Below are 20,077 nucleotides of genomic sequence, written 5' to 3' on the forward strand. Positions count from 1 at the left end.
GTTGATATCATGGGGATTTACGATAGCGATTACGATAGGGAATAACCCTTAAAAAATAAGTTGGGTGTGGAAATGGAAGTGCTAGGGGTACATTTGTTCCTGTTTTTTGGTCTTTAGATGTTAATATACCCCCATATACTGGTAATGAAATCCCTATATAACATACATTATACGTGCATTTCACGGGGTTTTTATGGATTTCCTCAAAATTGAATGAAGAACACACATTGAAATAAAAATCAAGAATAAATTTTAAAAACTTTGCATTTTTGCCTGTATAACGGTGTATATTTTTTTATCGTTTATCGTGATCGTAACGAGGTTATTTAAATCGAATACTTATTTTTATTCATATTTATGAATATATAATACACGATTTGCACTGCTCCATAATACAATTTGCAATTAGGTATGAATGTAGAATGAGGGATTGTTTTTCAGTTGCTATTATAATAGAAGAAACTCGTCACAGATAGTCATTTAAATGGACGAAGAGGTACTTAAATGAGCCACAGAAGGGTAAATGTGAAGTTGTTCTAATACTTGTTCATTTGCAATTATGGTTTTACAATCAGGGTCAGTGATACCCAATAGATCGAATATATGCTCATAACTGATTCGTTTAAAAGCTCTGAAGCCAAATTCAGAATACATCTTGCGTAACACCTTATCAATGTCACAATCCATAATGATATTACGCCTTTTAATCTTATCCTTAAAATAGGCATCAAATGAATCCTTATTGTAATACTTCCGCTCACTGATCTGTTCCTTTGCTTTCGTCATTTCCTTTGAGAAGAAGTCACAGCATATCGAAATCTTATCTCTAAGCTTAACATGTTTATAGTCCAGCAAAGTGTGTTGTAAAGCATCCAGTTGAATAGGGGTTAACCCTTTTGGTTTTCTTGGGATCCATGAGGGATCTTTTTTCATACTGATTAATACGGAAACAAAATCTTTTGGGACAAGAATGTTTTTGAACATAGGAACAGAAACACCAAGTTTAGCCAATTGTCTTTTATAAGCTGATGATTCAAGGATAGCAAAGCCAATTTGATTATACCATCTGTTTAGTAAACCAGGCAGCCGATCATCCGTTGTTATCTCTGAATTCTGAAGAGAGTTCATCATCCATTTATCAACATCAGACTTTAAGAAATAAACACGTTTGCCTATATTGCTATGTAATGATCTTGCTTTATCGAACAGTTCTTCTGTCAGACATCGGAGGACATAGGATTGAGTATATTTATAAACAACACCTTTTGTGTTCTTTCCTTTGTTTACTCTTCGGTCATTTCTCCTGCTCGGTTCTTCTAATGGATTGCTTATGTTATAAATTGTGTGGTGTTTCTTATATTCTTCAATTGTCTCAAACTCTAATACACTAAGTTTACATTTTGTATCATGAGTGGATATAGTGACAAACTCAAACGGTTCTTCTCCATACTTATTCCAATCTCTTTGTAGTAAGTAATTATGATGTTTCCCATTTCTTAAATCTCTTTTGTGTTCTTGGTGTCTTGATTCAATATCAACCGAGCTACCAATGTAAACTTTATTATTGACTGTGTTAACAATTTTATAGATACCACGTAATTTTTTATTTGCCATTAGGTTTGTTGCTCCTTTGCTGAATAGAATAGAAGGTTTGATATAACTTCGCATAAGTTTAATTATGCGAAATAATTCGTTTACTTATGCGAAACAGAATGATATGATTTAATATAATAAACGGTGATTTAAAGGGAGACTCAATTTCGCATAAGTAAAGTGAGGGGTGGAATAATGCAAGATTATAATAGTAAGTTTATAGAGGAATATATTTTCCAATTGAGGAAAGCTGAAAATACGAAACAAAGTTACAAGCGTGATCTTCAACTTTTAAATAAATACTTGAGTGATGACGAACTAAGGATTGACCGCTTATCATCTACGATTGTTCAGTTGTTTATCGATGCTTTAGAAAACGGCACAATTAAAACAAATAAAGGGGAGCGGTATAAGGCAGCAAGCATAAACAGAATATACGCCAGCATACGCTCATTTTGTATTTACACTGAACAATTTGAAGCCTTTAAGGATATTCGTATCACTAAGACACAACACATCTCCGAATTAACTCCAAAATCCGTTGATGTTAATTACATTGAATCAATAAGAAAACGGATAGGAGACAGAAAGAATAAGCCTAAGCTAATCAATTATAGAGACTTGGCTATCATTGATATGTTGCGTCTTACTGGTATGAGGGTTTCAGAGCTTGTGGATCTAAAGAAAGCAGACCTGACTTTGAAAGGGAATCCTTATCTAATTCACATTAATAAATCAAAAGGGAAGAAAGTTAGAGACATTCCAATAAGTAAAGAAAAGTTTCAATATATTCGCCGGTATCTTGAATCAAGAAATGATGATTCCGAATATGTCTTTGTTAGTAGATCCAATAAGAAGCTAACAACAAGGACGGTTCAAATGCTCTTGAATGAATATGAGATAACACCACACATGTTACGTCATACGCTTGCTACAGAATTAGCCAAGAGAGGCTGGGACTTATCAACGATCGCAAGGTTCTTGGGTAACACCGTGGCGGTTGTACAGCGTTATACAATACCTACAGAAAAACAAATGGCAGAAGCAGCTGCTGATATATACACGATTAATTGACCATCGGAAAATTCCGGTGGGTTTTTAATTTTTTTTGCATTAATAGTGGACAGTGTCCACTTAACTTGCTATAATTAACTTATCAAATAAGTGGACAGTGTCCACAAGAGCGAGAGGGAAATAACATGAACATGACATTAAAAAACACACTTAACTCAAACGAATACGTCTTAGTGAAACAAAAAGATTTACAGAAAACAATTGCTTTCATCGCTGAGAAAGACGGCTATTACTGGCTGGGTGAATTCAATAAAGAAGAACAAAGCACTTTTATAACAAATGCACAATTATCAGAATTGAAATCTGCAGAAGAGACTTTAGCGTCAATCAACTAAAAAGAATGTGGCTCTCCTGGTCTACAGGAGGGCAAATAAAACCATTAGGAGGAATTAAAATGTTCAGAGATAAAAACCTAAAAGTTAACCAACTACTTACTGTATTTCGTGATGGGAAAAGAATACCAGTTGAAGTGATCGACTTTTCAAGCGATTACCTATGGGTTAGAGAATTTGAAAAGCAAACTTGTTTCCTAATTAATGAGTGGGAAGCTCACTTGTATAGAATTAGCATTGATAATTCTAAAAGGCCTAAATTTATCAACGATCATTATGAATTGCAAGAATATTTCTCAGATACACTTTGCGTCTTTGGAGCTGGAGCTTGCAGAATATACCTGGATTCAATTTGGTTTAACACAATGGACGAGCTTAAAGCTGATATACAAGAAATGTTTGATGAAGTTGAGAAAGAATCTCCAGAAGAATTCAACCTAGCAATGATAGAGGTTGAAGATGGAGTAATAGTTTATGAAATTGATTGATAAGTCGTCTGGGCGACTATAAACAGGCATTAAGCCCAGAGCGTCCTTCCGTACTGGAAGGGGTTGTAATACAAAACAAACAGAATGGAGCGGGTTTTGATTATGAATAAACTTAGAAAAGGTGACAAAGTAGAAGTTTTAATTGACACTATTTGGGGTGTTACAATCCCAAAAGGTACAATAGGAAAGGTTATACAGCATGACAAAGAAAGCGAAGAGATTTCTTATGTCGAGGTAGATTTCAATTATCAAGAAACCGAAGCCAGACTAAGTGATGAAGAAGGCATACTAAGAAATCATGATAAATACGGGTTGTCTTACTGGGACATTGTCGATGGGACAATGATTCATGAAGAAAACTTGCGACTTGTTAAATAGTGTTGAACCTGGACGTGCTTACTAAACATAAGTGCGTTTTTTAAAACAAATGATATAATAAGGTGATATATAGCGAAAAAGGACGGAGAACAAGACTTTATGGATAAATCAGCATTCCCAAAAGTTTTAACAAACACTGATATAGCCACAAGATGGGGGAAGACCAGACGAGCTGTATACAACACCATTACTAGAAATGAAGATTTCCCTGAACCAGTTGCCCATGTCCAAAATGGACAAGTGCCGCTTTACCTTGAATCAGATATAATTGAGTATGAAAAGAAAAAAGGGATAGAGCCAGTTATTTAGGCTCTATTTTTGTTTGCTGCCAATGATTCCATTTTGTGCTCAATGTCTTTAAACAAGTCATTAATTTTCATGTTTAACAGGTTCGTTTCTTTTACTGAAGGTTCTTTTGATATATTGGAGTTTGCTGTCCGTAACTCACTTATGATTGGTTTAAGTGCATCTAACTTTTGAATACAAAACTGTGCTGTATCTGTGTTTTGATGATAAAGCATATCTGTAATAAGCCCGCACACCTGTTCTAATTTATCAATGCTTTTATTAATCAAATTCAGGGATTCAATTTGGTCATTCATATTATAAACCTCCTTTTAATTTGTATAAAATATGGATTTTAATTGATTATCACCATTCAGAAATCTTGCCAGAACTGTACGAATAAAGCTTTTCGTCAGTGCTGTCTATGTAAACTAAAAAGTCGAGCGGGTTTTCAGTTCCTACTTTGAATCCGTATGTTTGCTCTATTCGATACAACTCTTTTAAGAATTCCTCTAAATCTCTCTTACGGGACATAATAACCTCCAAATATAAGAATGTATGCACTTTAAAACTTTCCCAAACACTTGATATTTTCTTGATGGATTATTATAATTAAAGAGCTTTACTGGAAATGAGTGGGTGTCCTATTGGATAATCCTACCCTCTCAAAAGGGTGAAGTGTTATGGAGATCACAATTAAAATCTCAAGTGAGACACTAGTGAAAATACTGGCAGCTCTTGCGGCGATGAACTTCTTCCTTTAGGGAGGAAGTTTTTTGCTATAGTTTAAGGTCGGGGTGTTAGGATATGGTTGATTTAAGTAGAGCAGCTTTAGACTTATTTCTGTTGCGTTTAAATACTTTGAAAAATTTATATGAATTCCAAGTGAAACATAATATAGAAGTTGTAAAATCGGCTGAAAAAATGATTGAAGAAGACGCTCAAAATTTAAGTGAAAAAGAGAAAGAAGAATACTATAGCTTCTTTTTTGATGACCACCATGAATATTCAAGCGTTCACCCAATCTTAATGAGAGAAGGTATTTTCCTTCAGGCCTATTTTTATTTTGAAGCTTTTTTAAACAGTTATTGTGATATGAAAACAAAGGGTTTGAATTTGAAAAAATCATATCGTGATATAGAGGATACCCATGGAATAATACGAGCTATGCTGTATATTAAGAGATATTGCAAAAACAAAGAGCCTTTTGTTTCGAAAGAATGGAAGCTAATTTTAACATATAAATATTTGAGAAATTCATTAGTTCACGAGAATGGAAAAATAGAAAAACTAAAAGGAGAACACCCCAAAGGCCTTGTACTCACGGAACACGAGCTATATGATAAAAAAATCGGTAAATACAAAAAGTCTAAATACACGTTCTATTTTGATGAAACTTTTATCAACCACATGTTTGACACTTACACTGGTTTCATTAAGCGCTTAAATCCAAAATAGAATAGATTGTGGTAAAATAGAGTGCTTTAAAAGGAGCTCTCCTTTTTTTCAATCTCTTCGACCTTATTAAGGATGAGATCATTTATTTCTTCAGGAGATATGTTTGAAAGTTTGTCTAAATTATCTTGTAACATCTTTGTTGCTTCATTAAGTTTCTTTATGCTCTCTTCAGGAAAGCTGCTTAGAATCAGAGGGAAAAATTCGGAATCTACAAGATTGTGAAACCATTTGACTCGATTCTTAATATCATTTGGGATTCCTAAATCCGCAAATTCTTTAATAAGTGAAAAAGCTATCCAATCAACAAAATTGATTTTCTTAAAGTCAATCCCTTTTTCTTCAGCTTGTTTTTGGTCAGAAAGTATCTGTTTAAACAAGTTGGATAAACGAGAAGGGGAGAAGTAAGGGTAAATAAAAACATGAACGTCATCAGTAAGTTGCACTTTTTCTTTCTTGTCGTATTTGCTTACACTTTCTTCGATCAATCCGAGATTTAATTTTTTAGATGTCATTTAATTTCTCCTTTGTTTTCGTAAGGCTTGCCTACAATTTCTTCATACTGTTCGGGTGTAATCCAGTCTATTTCAACATACGTCCTTATATCGTCGTCATCATAGCACTTCCAGTCATAGAACTGCTTAATATCTGCAAATTCGGGGTATGAAGCCATTTACTTACCTTCCTTCAAGTCAGTAATATCTTTTTGTAGTTGTGCGATTAATAGAGCTGTATCAGCTTCTCTTTGTCTTCGTTGAGCATTTTCCTTTTCAGCAGCTGCCACTTGCAATGATAATTTAGCATTCTGCATTTTCAAAAGGTCAACTGGTGATGAAACCCGCCCATTTTCAATTTGTTTTTCTAGTTCCTCTTTTTCTTCCTCCGTTGCGGCTTCTGTCCATAACTTATCTGATGGATGATACATCGCCTTTATGAAAGAAGGAGGCTGAATGACCGTGCAATTCTCAGGGATTGAATAGTCTCCTTCTTCATCCGGTTCAATAATAACGGGTTTGGTCAAAATGAAATTTTCATCATATTCATAAACCTGAATCATGTTATGTCTCCTTCTTGAAAGCCCACTTCTACATCAAGGTAATAACCTCCGCCCATCTTGTTTGAGTCAGCTGGGTCTGGGTATTTTATTTTCAAATCACCATTATCGTAAATTATCAGATTGGCTGTCCCACCTGTTCCGCTGAGCGGTACTGATTTTACTGCACCGCCAAATGGTACTAATTCTGCAGGTATTGAGCCGAACACAATCTCTGGTTCAGTTCTAACATGACCTCTTAAAACTAACAGCGCTCCCCATTTTGCGTAAATGGGCGTTCGTGTGCCTACTGTAGCTCCATTTTTTAGCATGATGTTGGCATATTTGACGGCTCCATTCCATCTATCTTTATCAGTTTTTGTTACGTGAATATCTGTATTATCCGAGTGAGCTGCTAAACGCTTAATTGATCCCTGTTCTGTTTCATAATTTGTCCAATCAGACCATACGCCGCTCGATAAAGACTTTCTCCATAAGCTTCCATCATTACCGAAAGCTGTAGCTTCTCCATTCGTTGAGGAAGAGTAGAGGTACATTCCACGGGTTGGTACGGGTGGTGTATTAATACCTGTTTCAGCCGTATAGAAGGTAAATGTCTTTCTCTGGCCTATTGCGACACTCTGAAAATCAACTCCTTGGGATACATTGATTAGAACAGAACCGTTATCCTTGGTTATTTTAGAGAGTTGAGCAGCGTCCCATCTATCCCGATCAGATTTGTTGATATGGACATTGGTGTCATTCAGATGATTATCAAAATCACTTTTAGTAGCTTGTTTTACATTGTCTACATTCTCAAGTCCAACCTGTTCAGCAGTTACCTTGTGAGGATTTGAAGTATCTGAGGTGTGTTTGTCAAAATCTGCTTTCTTTGCTTGCACATCGTTAGTGACGGCTGATAACCCTATTTGTGCTTTTGTTACACCATGTGGGTTGTCTTTATCTTCTAAATGAGCGTCAAAATCAGTTTTTGCTGCTTGCTGAATGTTATCAACTTTAGACAAACCAACCTGGCTTTTTGTAACTGCATGAGGATTTTCCTTATCGTCAAGGTGACTATCAAAATCTACTTTTGTAGCTTGCTCTTCATTTATTACATTTGATAATCCGACTTGTTCTTTAGTGACATGATGTGGATTCTCATTGTTTTGAATATGCATTTTTAAATCAAAATTCTGCTTCTCCATGAAATCATCAACTTTTTCAGATAAACGGTTTTCGTGAGCAGACATATGAGCTTCAGTTCTGTAAAATTGATCTTTAAGGTTATTGATTTGTATATTGTTTTGTTTAAGCTGACCTATAAATTGTGAATTAGACATAATCATTCCTTTGAGTTAGTTAATTTAAAAAGCTCCGATTAAATAACGTTTGCATATTTCTTTTCTTTTAATATTTCTGAAACCGCTCTATATGACTTATTAAATGTGACACTAATAAACCGTGCTACATTGAAAAAGTCTTCCGGGTCAAACATGTTATAGCCCTCATTTTCAAATTGTTGTCTAAGTGAGATGATTTTCTTTGCAGTATCTAATCTGTTTTGAAGTTTCTTTCTCTGTATAGTGATTTTTTCACAAAGGTTGTCTTTCCTTGAAAGGCTTGTGAGGTTAGCGGGGTTATTATTGAATGTAAAACCGTCAATATGATGAATATCAAGATTATTTTCTTTTAAATAAGAGAGCGGCATATTTTCTTTAGCACTCCAGATCACTTTATGTAAAGCAACATTGATGACCTTCTTATTATCATCAATTAAATTAACGTAAACGTAACCTGTGTTGTTTGGGAAATGGGATAAGTACATTTTTGTTTTAAGGGAGTACACCCTACCGTAACCTGAAAAGTCAACACGGTAACCTGAAAACGTGGAGTTTCCAGTGGGTGGGATTGGGTGTAAATCGGGGGAGTTTGAGATAGGAGTATTCATTTTTATTCTCCTAAATTCCAGTCGTATCTTTATTTAAGTTGACCAAGGCGTTTTCAACTTCAGCAGATACATTACACTTTCCATTGAAATATCTTGAGATAAGGGAAGGGGTGCGATAAACTGATGCTGCAATTTCTTTAATTTTCATTTTTCTTTGTTTTGTAAGTTGCATATGAAGCAAATAACGTTCCTCAATATTTAGCAAATTTAAATCCTCCTATTTAAATTAAATTTATGAATGTAATTAATTTAATGAAAAAAAGGTGATCAGCAACCCCAAGCTTAAAGTTGCTGATCGAGCCAAGCCCTTGAATGCACCTCTAAGACCTAAAGGTGATAGTGCTTCCTATTATTGACTAGAGATCGAGAACTGGAAAGACAAGCGATTAACCAGTATAAAGAGCAGCTTCAAAAAGACGAAGATTCAAAACGCTCTCATTAGATGAAGAACAAGAATACCTTCAAGCTGTTATAGCAAGTGGAAACGCAAAGGTTAGAGACAGTGTCCTCTCAATTTACTCAACAATTGCAAATGCTCAAGACTGTTCAAGACGCTTATAAAATGAAGTCTGAGCTTGAAGACAACAAGAAAAAGGTATACGACGAAGATTTGTCATCAACTACTTTACCTGAAACAGGAACGCCAATAATAGGAAGCTAGGGGGGAGCGAAGCATTCTCCCCTTACGTCCATTATCTCGGCTATATATCCAAGTGGAAAAGCTAGTCATACCAAGGGTTTTCTCATTTGAATAAATTTAAAATAGCTAATTAACCGTGACATTTTTTAAAATTTCTACTTTTGTTTTTTCTCCTTCTGTTCATTTTTGTATCATGAGCTTTCTTGCAGGCTTGGCATCTCGACTGGTTTCTCTGAGGGTTCTCAATCGCACAGCCACAATCCAGACAAGATGTGATATTTAGAACATTCCTATTTAAATTCCGTAAAAGCACATTACCAAAGCTGCGCCAAAGGGTTAATTTATAAGGCGCTTTTTCCTTTGTAGAGTATAGATAGGTTACAAGCGTATTCACAACAAAATCAATATCTTTATTATGCTCATTACCTTTATCCAAAAGCTTTTCCTTAATATGATTGTAAAAGAACTGATTCATTTCGCTTTTCTTCTTATCTCTATATTCTTTATTCTTCCGCTTGTCTTTAAGATACCTCCTTTTGCTGTCTTTGAGTTCACAATAAAGGCTTACAATTTCCTGCGCTGCTTGTATATCTTCCTGTGAATTAGAACCCTTCTGAACGTTTAAAAGGTTTTTGTAATCCAGTTTCTTTTTAATATCCCTAAAGTAGATACGTGAAGGGTTAATAATTTGCCTTAAACGGTTTACCACAGAACTATTTAATGGCTCAACTTCATCTTTCGCTTTTCCTTTTGCATACACGAAGAAATGGGGAAGATCCAGTTTTGTATATCCACTTATTTTATTTTTAGCCTTATGAGGTCTTTCAGGCATCCATAAGGTTTTAGCGTAATCAATAGTTGCATTTGATTCCATGCATAAGAATTTGACTACATCCAGTTTTTCAGCGTCAAGCGCCGCCCTTTCTTCATCAGTGGCATTTTCTTGAGCAACATAGTTCCAAACCTTGCTTATCTCATTTGATACAATGCCTATTTGCTTTGAATAGGCAGCAACTAAACCATCATAGATATTCTGTTTATTTAATTCCTGTGACTTTGCCACAGAAAGCTCATACTCAAGCGGAACAATCCCTTTCATATGTCTTTTAGCAATATCAATAAAGCGCCTATTGCTAACAATTAAAGCATCGTCTCCGTCTACATCAAACATTAATAACTTTGAGATTAAATCATGGATACTGGTGTAAATGCTTTTAGAGACGAACCACTTTGCTTTCTCTTCACCCAATGTGTTTTTTCTTATAGCGTGTTCTCTGTATAGGTGAGGGGAGCGGAGGACGTCTAACTCCTGTTCTTCAAAGAGGCTACAATAAACTTCACCATTCTTTAAAAGGCCGGCCGGTTCCTGTTGTTTTAAGAATAGCCATTGGGCAAAAGCAAATACATCAGGAGCAATATAGGTTCTTTTTGAATTTTTAAGTTTAATTTTACCCGCTCTAGCATTATTGACCATACTTCTTTTAGAGTCTTTGATGATCTGTTTTGAATATTCATCTGAAAGCAGAGGGGGATATATTGCTATTGCGCTTTGATAAAAATCCTTTTTTTCATTTGAATCATCAGCCCGTAAAAAACGGAGCATTGTTTCTTCTGATTCACCAATTTTGGACAATTCATCGTTTGTATTTTGAGCAAAATACGTTAAATCTTCATCACTCATGTCACCTAAAGTCTGTAACACTTGGTAGTTGAGCGGTTGATCTTTGAATTTATCGGGTTCAACATCACATTTTGAAGCTTCACAGCCCTCACTAATAAATGTGTTTTTGTAATGCTGCCATGAATCATAATACTTCCACATTTTAAACTGGCTTTTAGTAAAGATGATTTGGATACCATCTTTGATAATGTCCCATTCTTTACCGTATATATCTTTGACTAAACATGAATCTTCCTCGACATACTCAGCTATAAAGTCATCAAAAGGGAAGGGGACAAGCAATCCTTTAAAAAAGGGCAATCTAAACTGAAAGCATTTATTATTCTCAGTCACTTTGGGCAGCATTATTCCCGCTCCATCCATATGTTCAATAGCAATGTCCATGCGCTTTCTTTGAATACTATACTGCTTATCTATGTAATCGACATTTCTGCCTTTTAGGACTGTTTTAAAGTCATCAACAACAATGCACTTGTTAATATCAAAACCCTGCCAGACAGTGCTTGCAGTAAGGCAAAGGGCTAAATAGGCGTTGAACTTGTTTACATTCATTCCGCCTTTATTATTAATAACATCTTCATTAAGACCACACATTATTTTATTTTTATGCTTATTTAAAACAGAGGAGCGGATGAAGATATTCTTTTTATTGCGAATCATTCCAGCACTTGATGTGAAATATTCATATTTTTGATTATTGTACTTGAACCCTTTAGTGACAATATCCTTGAATACCGCATAACTGAATACCTCAACAGATATGATATCCTTTGTAATTTCGTTTTCTTTAATACCTAATGTCCGTATTAAGGAGGAATCAAATTGGTTTATAATACTCTTCATGTTAAGGGCATCAGGACGAAGAGAGCGGATTTTCTTGTTCTTTGGATAACATTCTTTTAACTTTTTAGTGCAAGCATCAATTGCAGTTTCGCACACCTCAAAATACTTGTACAGACGGGAATTGGGATTGGGAACAAGTTTTCTCTTGTCTAAACTGCAAATAACGTACTCAAGAAAAATCTCGCTGTACTTTCTATGATTAAAGGTTTTTTTCTGGAGGCCATGAAGTAGTTGTTTCTCTTGTTTAGTTAATTTATTTTTACTCTCAATAATACTATTGTATTCCCAAATAAACTTGTCTAACCGCTTCTTATACTTCTTAATTCTGCCTTTCATGTTCAAATACGCATCTTTTTTTACTTGATACTCCTGTTCTTCAGGCGTGTGAAATGCTTCGGTTTTTACAGCATACATGTAAATTTGCTTAGAGAGGTTTTGAGTTGTTTTATTCAAGGGCTTGGCTCGACTCCTTATTTTTTATTTTTATGGATAAACAATACACATACAACCAAAACAAGAAAGTTGGCGAACAATTTTAATTGTGAGACAGGACAGCAATTTTTAATTGTTGGCCAGAAGATTCTTTAGAATCTTCTAAAGGGTATTCTTAAATTTTTCTAAAGGCTATTATTTAAACTATTCTAAAGTGTATTATTAAGTTATTATAGCGAGTCACGACCCCCCTTGAACCTTAGAGTCCCATGGGGTTGAAAACCCATCAAAAAAATTGAATTCACATTTTAAATAATCGGTTTCTGATTTTTGAAATTAGGTTCTTCATTAAAAAAACTGAATTCTTAAAAAGGCAAATCAACTTCTTCTAATAAAATATCATCTTCCTTATTATAAAAACTGACTTCCTCTTTTTCTAACTTCAGTTCCCCCATGGTTTTTATATTAAAGTCTGGAATGAACTTGGACGAGGTTTCATGTCCCGATTCCATTTGTATTTGATAGTTATTAGGGTACATCTGTCGGATTAGCTGAGCACCGTCAATATTTAATGATTTCAATTTTTCAATATGATCTTGTGTTGTCTGCGGTAATTTCCTGCGTGTTTTTGAAGCGATAAGGCTATATCTCATCCACACCTGGTCTTTGTCTTTTTTGCCATATGCATATGTTTTTAATAAAAATAAGTATGTAATGAACTCTGTGCGGCTCAATTGTCCTTGCGTGAACAAATTAAGGTCTTTTAATGATACGAGAAAGAAATTTACAGGTACGGGCTTATCCTTGCCTTTTTTATGATCTGGAATTAAATTGGGATACCAATGTTTTACTTTCTGATTGCTTTTTGTAGAAGGGTTATAAACAACTTGATTTTTTTCAGTTATCAGGCTTACTATTCTTCCCTCTCCATTATCTGTTAGAAACACTTTCGATTCATAAGGAGAGTAGCGACAGTTGCACGATACTTTGTATTCTTTCAGTCTATTAATTACTACTCTTATTTGCTTTTCGCTACAGCCAATCCAAGAAGCCAATTCTTTTGCGCTTAAAGTAATCTTGTTTAGCATCATGATTTGAAGATGAATATATGTGATTAAGTCTAACTCTGACATTTTGAGCTCTTCATTAACATATAGTTCATCAAATATCTTATTGTTGACCAAGAGGTACTTAATGCCGCTTGACTCTATAATTTTTTGAATTTCTTCTTTCCCCTTAATATGTTTTCGCTTTGATTTCAATAAACATTCTCCTTTTGTGCTTATTATTCTGGTGCTTAGACTTCCTTGTGGGAGCTTCTAGTAATCACATTTCATTTAGTACCCTTTGAACAGTTTCGTCTTTCTCATAAAGCCAGAACCGCTTATTTCGAGTGCTTAAAGCTTCACAGATTGATGACGCTCCTGCTGCTCTCAACTTTCGGTGTAAGTTTACCGAGTAGCAATAGAAATACTTCGATTGCTTCATATTGTCACCCCTTTCTGTATTTTATTTTTACTCTTAATAGATATGAAGTTGTCAAGGAGCGGGGCAGGGATAAGAGATATTTGCTTTAAATAGAAAAAACTCAACATAAACTATTTTAAATTTACTCTAAAAATAGTTACAGTGATTCCTGCCTAATTGAATTATAGCACCTTTTAGATGACGATAAAAGTGAAAAATAAGGATTTTTAGAATAAAAATAAAATAACTTATTGACTCTGAGCGAGAGTCTGAGGTATATTGTTAACAGAGACAAAAACAAAAAATAAGGATGGTAAAACGAAGAGATAAATTTATATTGAGAATCAAAAAAAATTGCTACTGACCTTGTATGAGCCTTTGGAAAAAAGAGAAGAGGGGCGTTACAATTGATCAAAGAGAAACAAGCAAGCCTTATAAATGTACATCATGGTGTTGAGCATTTCATCAAACAGAACCGCAATAATAATTCTAAGTACGAGCTGTTTTCCACATACGCAAAGGCTTTAAAGCCCGATTCTTATTACATATTAGAAGCATTAGAATATGCTGATACAAATAATTGGCACGACATATTTGATTTATTAATTGAAAGAGCAACCAACAAAGAATGGACAGAGCTTTATAAACTGAAGAAGCGATCTCAGTCATTGTCAATTGGAGAGATGGAATTTCAAATCAAAAAAATCAATCCAAAGTCAGACGAAATGAAAATATTCTCTAAGCTTATTATGGTTTATAAAACTTGTGATACAACTAATTTTAAATTGATGAATAAGTATGCTGACAGCATTGATACAGAAGAAATGGAAGATGGTTTTATCAAAAGTTCATTTAGATCAAGGCTGCTGGTTCTCTTGGCAAACACTTTCCTGTTTGAGGGAAATCTTTACGCAGCAAGATATTATGCAAGTCTTGCAATCATAGAGTCAAATATTGATAGGTTTTCAGCGTTCGGATATCTTCACATTGGTAACTCATACATGCTGACAGATTACAAAACAGCTAAGGATAACTTTTTAAGCGGTTTAAAATTTGCTAAGCCAGGGGACAACCATTATAAGCAATTAATACGGTCATTAAGCTTCTTGGAAAACTATTGGGAAAATGATCACAAATACACTGATTTTCAAAGTGGTTGCACGGAGGATGTACATGAACAAGCGTTCTATTGGATTAAGAGAAATGAGCACGAAAAGGCTCTGAACTTATTGAATGGAATAGATAGAAGTGCCTTATCAAATGGACAACTTGCATTTCATTATTTTTATAGAGGCTTAATTTCTTCTGATAAGTCTGATTTTTATAATTCTATAAAATACTTTAAATTATCTGGAGATAAATTCTTTGTCGAATGTCCTTTAAGAGAGTTGAACAAGCTTGGAGAGGATAGAAAAATTGTAGACATCTTTGCGATTTAATAAAGAAAACTTGAGGGGAGGTGAGCACATGAAGAAAAAAATAACTATGTCAGTAATAGTATTAGCGGCTATCGTAACAGTCGTGTTAGGGTCTGTCCAACATCAAGAAGCAAAATCACATACAGTTAATCAGTTAGCTGACCCAGGTCGAGGGGGATAAGCTACATAGTGTATCCAACTAAGTACCGGAGGGCTATTTCTTAGCTCTCCCCTTTATTACATCTTTTTAGAATAAAAATAAAATAACGATTTTATTTAAAAATGAAATAAGAGGAGCGGAAAATATGAGTGAAAATAAAGTAAAAGACCTTATTGGTGAATACGATGATCCCTATGCCCAATTAGACAGATACGATGAATTTCTTGAAAGTTTCGTGAAGTGTTATGGACTTGAAGAACATCTGTTATCATTCCTAACAGCATACGAACAAAACGGTTTGCTGGATGAACGTGACCGAGCAACGATGTGGGATTGGATGCATACAATTGCACCGCACTTATTTAAAGATGTGGAAAACAAAAAGGAAGTTTAAAGTGCTTTGAAGGTGGGTTACAAGACAACTTAAGAGTGAATTATTCACTCTTAAGTTGTGTTAGAATCCATCCAAGAGGCGATATCTAACAATAAACAAGAGGAGTGCTTGCAATGAAAAATGTCTTTGAATTAAAGCTGCGGTTACTTAAAGAATGCAATAAATTAGATAGCCTAATCCAGAAAGGTAAAGAGTTTTTAGAAATAGTTCCTGATTTGGAGTCGGAATTATTGAAACTTTATAAAAAACTTCACGAAAGCCATATAGCAACGGCAGGTATCAACATGAAAGGAATCATGGAGGGATTTTTGAACAGCGATTTCACAGATGAAGACTTGGACTCATTAAGACAACGATTCACAGAACTAAAAAAGAAAAACATAACCAGCTACTCTCCATTCAATCTTTTGCCTACTTATAAACGTTTTTTTCGAGGATATCAACTAATCAGAAATAATGATTTACCATGGGAAATTGAAAGAGCATCAAATAAAGTGGGCGCTACGATGATTGAACTTGAGCGGTTAATTAGTTATTCAGACAAGGATGTCGATGAGTTGTCATCCGAGGCGGATAAAGTGTTCGATGAATTAATTAAGTACAGACCTGTGTTTGTATCTGTGATGCCGTATATTAACACGATCTTTGCTATACATGATAATAAAGTGAAGAAGCATGATATTTTAAATTTTCTTTCCATTGATAAAAGCCCTAATACATTAAAAGCAATTAATGAGTACCCCGATTACATTACATTAGAAGATTTTGAAAATATGATTTTTGTTGATTACATTGAGTGTGAAAAAGAAGCATATGTGCATGAAAGTATGACAAAAGAGGCTATGAGAGAGATAAAAAACAACAAAGAACTGCGTGAAAAAGTATATGAAGCAACAGGAATTAACCGAATACCAACATATTCAATCTATCAAGACGTTGAGGGGAACACTTACGTTAAACAAAATCCGCCAAATTTAAAGTTAGTTAAACAATAATAATGAGTTGATTTATGTTGATTAATACAAAAAAGATCGCTAAGGAATTTGGATTTGTCCAAAGTACAGTTGAAAACACTTTCTACAATGAATCTTTGAAAGCACAAATGATCTTTACACACAAATATCCTGGGACACATGTTGCAATAATTAAAGAACTTGGCGACAAAAGGGTAACCATTGATATGCCGTACAACTTAAAACACGGAGTATGCAAGAAAATAAAATATAGACATAATGAAGAAAATCTCAAAAAAGACATTAAAGGAATGTTGAGCGCCCTTAATTCCTTTACTGAAGATGGTTTTCACGAAATGGAGTTATGGCAATTGGGCAAAAACAAGGATTATGGATTTGTGAGGTCTGAATATTGCCCTAAAGCTTTTTTGGATAAAAATAAAATTAGTGAAGAATTAATGGGTGAGATAAAAAGGGATGGGCATTATCAGAAGAAGTTGTTATGTAAAGTTGAAATAGATGAAACCGATCAACCTTATGTGGCTGCAACAAAATAGCATTAAAACAAAAGGAGCTAATAAAAAATGAAAAAAAATATTGAACAAGACTTTTGGGACAAACTTAGCAAAAGAGAAATTTCCCTTCAAAAAGAACTCGGAGAAGAAAAAAATAAGAACATGCTTTTAACACAATCAAACCTAGAGAACTCAAAGCAATTAGAAATAGAAACAAATAAAAATAAACTTCTGATTCATTTTCTCGCATGTGTGAATTTGGAAGATGTCTTCAAGCATTTTTTGGGTCATATTGAACTTAACGAAGAGCGGGCGGGCTACATTAAAGCACTAGATGCTTTAAAAGATGAAGTTTCGCCACATTTATATGATTCTTACGGAAGAATTCGAGATGAAGAAGGGTATAGTAAGAACGATCCAGAATATTACAAGCCGTTTAGAGGCGGGGATTACGAAGGCCTTAAAAAGCAAGAAGCGGAGTATGAAGTGCTTAACTTGATTCGTGGGAATTTCATTTGCGAAGAAGACTACAGCAGTAAATATGTTGAAAAGTTAAGGGAGATGCTAGATGACGAAGTTTGGGAGAGTCATCAAGGTGCAATTGAATATGAAATCCATAGATTTGATGAAGAGTTTGATGAGGAGTTTGATAAGGAGTCATCGGAACCGTTTAAATATATTGTAGCCTTTAACTATGTCACTCATGAGTGGGAGCTCTCCACTACAAATTTTAAAAAAGTTTTTTGTGCTTTTCCCAAATCTCATTTTGTTAAAGCTTTAAGACATTTACAAAAAAGAGTTTACTACCCTAATAGATGTAAAGGGGTAATCGTTAAAGAGGGTACATCAACATTTGAGTATGACTCAGAAGAATTTCGTGAATTGAATCTTGATCAGTTTGACACTAAAAAATAAGGAGAGGAATACACTAGATCAGGCATTATTATGTGCTTATCAATCAAATGGATTTTATAAATATAAATAGAGTAAAAATAACATTAAAGGGATTGGTAATGATTATTCCACAGATTAAAACAAAAGAAGAGCGTAATAAATATAAGAATAAAATTAATGTTCTGCGTAAAGTGAAAGACTACACTCTGTTAAATGATGGGGAAAGCATGACATTAGAGATGGTTAGCGAATATTATGAAGCGGACAAGGTGGATATTGGAAAAATTGTATCTGGGTATAGGAATGAACTAACTGAGGATGGGATGGAGTTTTTAAAAGGAAAGGGTCTCAATGCTTACAAACTTACATATTTAAAAGAAAACAAGAAGTACGAAGGGATACAATCCCTTGCAATTATGCCTTTGGAGGCTGTGTTGAAAATTGGAATGTTGCTAGAAAACTCTATAATTGCTAACCAAATTAGAAATGCCTTAATTGGTGAAAATAATTTTCCTATTGTGCGTTTTATAAGAGACAAAGCAGGATTAAGAATAGATTGGTATAAAGAGCTTGAAGACTTCGTGTTTTGTTACACAGATAAAGGAATCAAAGAGTGTAAATCTCTTAAACAACTTCATAAGGAGTTAGCAAGTTTACTGTTAATAGAACCTAATCTCATTTCCAACAGGTGGTATAACCCAACAAAAGAAGGGGCTCCATTGAGAGATAGACTTGATAAGGACACTCTAGTGGCTGTATCTAAGGGAGAGCATTTACGCAAAAATCATGATATGGAGCAGCGAGTGAAAAAATTAGAAGATGAGATTTATACTTTAAAATCTTTTATTAGAGAAAAATTAGTAGACCATGACATTCTAGTTCTGAGACGTGAGGAATTAAAGGAACAAATCACAGGAGTAAAACGGTCGATCTCTAATCATCCAGAAAGCCAGCATGATAAATGGGCACTCTAATTAATTTACATAAGAAAACACTTGAAAATAAACAAGCAGCTCTCAAGGATTTGCAAAAACAAATAGACGAAGAATATGAATTAGAGCCAAGAATCCCGCTCGAACAAAAAGAAGCTGTATTGAAACGGGAAATTGAAGACCTAAAACAATTGATTAAAGGTGAAAACAGAACTGTGTTAGATATTGTAATAAGCGGCATGCTTGATGGCCAATACTACGAGAACATGAAAAAAGTTGCTGGCTACACAGTGGATTACATAATTAATGACTGTTTTATCATGGAATATGTAAAACAAACACCTGCAGATGACGTGGAAAGAATCCAGGCTGTCAAGAAAGAACTATGGAGCAAAATCCTTGAAGATTCGCCATTTATGGAGAGGAGCGGAATTGATAAACATGTATTTTATATCCCAGTGCAAAAAGGGTATGAGGGTGAAGGGATAAGAAAATTTATTAGCATTTATGAAAATGAAATCGGCAATGAGATTACAATTTTATTTAAAAAGGAGCTACATAATGAACACAACATTGATTGAGAAAGAGTTTAAAGAAGTTATGATTGAGAACCACGATTTGAAGAAGAATGAAAAGTTTTGGAAAACAAGGTTCAATACAATTGAAGACCAGCTTTTCACCTCGTATGAAATTGTTAGAGACTTCATGAAAGCCAAAGGTATCACCGATGAATTTAAAAGCTATGTTAAAACAATGATTTTATCCAATAAATTAGATGAGAGATATCGAGATTTCTTTGAAGCGATGCTGGACGATTTTTCTGCGGGACAATCGAACGCAAAACAAAACGGAGAGAATCTGGAAGGTGCTTTAAGATGGCTCCAGGAAAAGAAAGCTCATTTATTGATGGAATTGAATAACGCATCGGATATAGGGCGGATAAATAATATTGGAAACGATCTTGTGCTTGTTATCAAAGAAATAGTGAAGATCAGAGATAAGACTGAATAAGACAGCCGCTCGTTCGGCATGAGTTATAAACTTCATCTTTAGACTAAGTGAGGTGAACAAATGGGAGGAGTCCGAAATAGACCGAAAATGGGGGAGATTATCTATAGTGATAATGAGAACGAGAAATATGAACAGTTCGTTAAACAAG

At 34.5% G+C, this 20,077-nt stretch carries 26 protein-coding genes; 15 read left to right on the forward strand and 11 right to left on the reverse strand.

Features of this window, described 5'->3' with window-relative positions; all coding sequences use genetic code 11:
• Positions 1 to 480: 480 nt before the first annotated feature.
• Positions 481 to 1,614 carry a GIY-YIG nuclease family protein gene (locus MHH91_RS07790; RefSeq protein WP_340977441.1) on the reverse strand — a complete coding sequence of 378 codons (1,134 nt, stop codon included), beginning with the start codon at positions 1,612 to 1,614 and terminating at the stop codon, positions 481 to 483.
• Positions 1,615 to 1,788: 174 nt separating this feature from the next.
• Between MHH91_RS07790 and MHH91_RS07795 the strand changes: the two genes are divergently transcribed.
• The 5 genes from MHH91_RS07795 (at position 1,789) to MHH91_RS07815 (ending at position 4,174) form a co-directional block, all read left to right on the forward strand.
• The gene (locus MHH91_RS07795) at positions 1,789 to 2,667 is read left to right on the forward strand and encodes a tyrosine-type recombinase/integrase (protein ID WP_340977444.1); all 879 of its coding nucleotides are present in this window, start codon (positions 1,789 to 1,791) and stop codon (positions 2,665 to 2,667) included.
• Between the two features lie 125 nt (positions 2,668 to 2,792).
• Complete coding sequence (locus tag MHH91_RS07800; RefSeq protein WP_072589059.1) at positions 2,793 to 3,002, forward strand: hypothetical protein; 210 nt, start codon at positions 2,793 to 2,795, stop codon at positions 3,000 to 3,002.
• 59 nt (positions 3,003 to 3,061) lie between these two features.
• Complete coding sequence (locus tag MHH91_RS07805) at positions 3,062 to 3,487, forward strand: hypothetical protein (RefSeq protein ID WP_340977447.1); 426 nt, start codon at positions 3,062 to 3,064, stop codon at positions 3,485 to 3,487.
• Positions 3,488 to 3,589: 102 nt separating this feature from the next.
• Entirely contained in the window at positions 3,590 to 3,865 is a 276-nt protein-coding gene (locus tag MHH91_RS07810) for a hypothetical protein (protein WP_340977448.1), read from the forward strand.
• Between the two features lie 99 nt (positions 3,866 to 3,964).
• Entirely contained in the window at positions 3,965 to 4,174 is a 210-nt protein-coding gene (locus MHH91_RS07815) for a hypothetical protein (RefSeq protein ID WP_174747587.1), read from the forward strand.
• Here the strand turns inward: MHH91_RS07815 and MHH91_RS07820 are convergent.
• Together MHH91_RS07820 and MHH91_RS07825 are read right to left on the reverse strand one after the other, a co-directional pair.
• Entirely contained in the window at positions 4,171 to 4,467 is a 297-nt protein-coding gene (locus tag MHH91_RS07820) for a hypothetical protein (protein ID WP_072589062.1), read from the reverse strand. The two genes, MHH91_RS07815 and MHH91_RS07820, sit on opposite strands and share 4 nt — an antisense overlap.
• A gap of 49 nt (positions 4,468 to 4,516) precedes the next feature.
• On the reverse strand, positions 4,517 to 4,684 hold the full coding sequence (locus tag MHH91_RS07825) for a hypothetical protein (protein WP_169061554.1): 168 nt from the start codon (positions 4,682 to 4,684) through the stop codon (positions 4,517 to 4,519).
• A gap of 273 nt (positions 4,685 to 4,957) precedes the next feature.
• Between MHH91_RS07825 and MHH91_RS07830 the strand changes: the two genes are divergently transcribed.
• Positions 4,958 to 5,608, forward strand: a complete 651-nt coding sequence (locus MHH91_RS07830) for a hypothetical protein (protein WP_340977453.1) — start codon at positions 4,958 to 4,960, stop codon at positions 5,606 to 5,608.
• 26 nt (positions 5,609 to 5,634) lie between these two features.
• Here the strand turns inward: MHH91_RS07830 and MHH91_RS07835 are convergent, their stop codons facing one another.
• From MHH91_RS07835 to MHH91_RS07870, 8 genes are all read right to left on the reverse strand, one after another.
• Entirely contained in the window at positions 5,635 to 6,120 is a 486-nt protein-coding gene (locus tag MHH91_RS07835; RefSeq protein WP_340977455.1) for a hypothetical protein, read from the reverse strand.
• The gene (locus MHH91_RS07840) at positions 6,117 to 6,278 is read right to left on the reverse strand and encodes an XkdX family protein (RefSeq protein ID WP_014471786.1); all 162 of its coding nucleotides are present in this window, start codon (positions 6,276 to 6,278) and stop codon (positions 6,117 to 6,119) included. Before MHH91_RS07840 ends, MHH91_RS07835 begins: the two co-directional genes overlap by 4 nt.
• Positions 6,279 to 6,662, reverse strand: coding sequence for a hypothetical protein (locus MHH91_RS07845; RefSeq protein ID WP_101293908.1), 384 nt, complete (start codon positions 6,660 to 6,662; stop codon positions 6,279 to 6,281).
• A complete protein-coding gene (locus MHH91_RS07850) occupies positions 6,659 to 7,981 on the reverse strand; it encodes a hypothetical protein (protein WP_340977457.1) in 1,323 nt (440 codons plus the stop codon). Before MHH91_RS07850 ends, MHH91_RS07845 begins: the two co-directional genes overlap by 4 nt.
• 38 nt (positions 7,982 to 8,019) lie before the next feature.
• Complete coding sequence (locus MHH91_RS07855; protein WP_224960742.1) at positions 8,020 to 8,589, reverse strand: HNH endonuclease; 570 nt, start codon at positions 8,587 to 8,589, stop codon at positions 8,020 to 8,022.
• Positions 8,590 to 8,599: 10 nt separating this feature from the next.
• Positions 8,600 to 8,794 carry a hypothetical protein gene (locus MHH91_RS07860; protein ID WP_057079931.1) on the reverse strand — a complete coding sequence of 65 codons (195 nt, stop codon included), beginning with the start codon at positions 8,792 to 8,794 and terminating at the stop codon, positions 8,600 to 8,602.
• 565 nt (positions 8,795 to 9,359) lie between these two features.
• Positions 9,360 to 12,206 carry an RNA dependent RNA polymerase gene (locus MHH91_RS07865; protein WP_340977462.1) on the reverse strand — a complete coding sequence of 949 codons (2,847 nt, stop codon included), beginning with the start codon at positions 12,204 to 12,206 and terminating at the stop codon, positions 9,360 to 9,362.
• A gap of 344 nt (positions 12,207 to 12,550) precedes the next feature.
• Positions 12,551 to 13,447, reverse strand: a complete 897-nt coding sequence (locus tag MHH91_RS07870; RefSeq protein WP_340977465.1) for a hypothetical protein — start codon at positions 13,445 to 13,447, stop codon at positions 12,551 to 12,553.
• Positions 13,448 to 14,059: 612 nt separating this feature from the next.
• Between MHH91_RS07870 and MHH91_RS07875 the strand changes: the two genes are divergently transcribed.
• The 9 genes from MHH91_RS07875 to MHH91_RS07915 all read left to right on the forward strand — a co-directional run bounded on the left by MHH91_RS07875 (position 14,060) and on the right by MHH91_RS07915 (position 19,929).
• Positions 14,060 to 15,091: an AimR family lysis-lysogeny pheromone receptor gene (locus MHH91_RS07875; RefSeq protein WP_215532418.1), complete on the forward strand. Its 1,032-nt coding sequence runs from the start codon at positions 14,060 to 14,062 to the stop codon at positions 15,089 to 15,091.
• Positions 15,092 to 15,119: 28 nt separating this feature from the next.
• On the forward strand, positions 15,120 to 15,251 hold the full coding sequence (locus MHH91_RS07880; RefSeq protein WP_266023022.1) for a hypothetical protein: 132 nt from the start codon (positions 15,120 to 15,122) through the stop codon (positions 15,249 to 15,251).
• Positions 15,252 to 15,375: 124 nt separating this feature from the next.
• Complete coding sequence (locus MHH91_RS07885; protein ID WP_257730800.1) at positions 15,376 to 15,624, forward strand: hypothetical protein; 249 nt, start codon at positions 15,376 to 15,378, stop codon at positions 15,622 to 15,624.
• 113 nt (positions 15,625 to 15,737) lie between these two features.
• Positions 15,738 to 16,619, forward strand: coding sequence for a hypothetical protein (locus MHH91_RS07890; RefSeq protein ID WP_340977473.1), 882 nt, complete (start codon positions 15,738 to 15,740; stop codon positions 16,617 to 16,619).
• 14 nt (positions 16,620 to 16,633) lie between these two features.
• Positions 16,634 to 17,134 (forward strand): hypothetical protein, encoded by a 501-nt coding sequence (locus MHH91_RS07895; RefSeq protein ID WP_234034278.1) that lies wholly within the window; start codon positions 16,634 to 16,636, stop codon positions 17,132 to 17,134.
• 27 nt (positions 17,135 to 17,161) lie between these two features.
• Positions 17,162 to 18,007 (forward strand): glycosyl transferase family 2, encoded by an 846-nt coding sequence (locus tag MHH91_RS07900; protein ID WP_340977476.1) that lies wholly within the window; start codon positions 17,162 to 17,164, stop codon positions 18,005 to 18,007.
• Between the two features lie 32 nt (positions 18,008 to 18,039).
• Positions 18,040 to 18,960: a hypothetical protein gene (locus MHH91_RS07905; protein WP_335463945.1), complete on the forward strand. Its 921-nt coding sequence runs from the start codon at positions 18,040 to 18,042 to the stop codon at positions 18,958 to 18,960.
• Positions 18,948 to 19,499: a hypothetical protein gene (locus MHH91_RS07910; protein WP_340977481.1), complete on the forward strand. Its 552-nt coding sequence runs from the start codon at positions 18,948 to 18,950 to the stop codon at positions 19,497 to 19,499. The genes MHH91_RS07905 and MHH91_RS07910 overlap by 13 nt, the downstream gene beginning before the upstream one ends.
• Positions 19,480 to 19,929, forward strand: coding sequence for a hypothetical protein (locus MHH91_RS07915; protein WP_340977483.1), 450 nt, complete (start codon positions 19,480 to 19,482; stop codon positions 19,927 to 19,929). The genes MHH91_RS07910 and MHH91_RS07915 overlap by 20 nt, the downstream gene beginning before the upstream one ends.
• The last annotated feature ends 148 nt before the right edge of the window (positions 19,930 to 20,077 follow it).

It is taken from the genome of Bacillus sp. FSL K6-2819 (genome assembly GCF_038008305.1).
Classification (GTDB): Bacteria; Bacillota; Bacilli; order Bacillales; family Bacillaceae; genus Bacillus; species Bacillus amyloliquefaciens.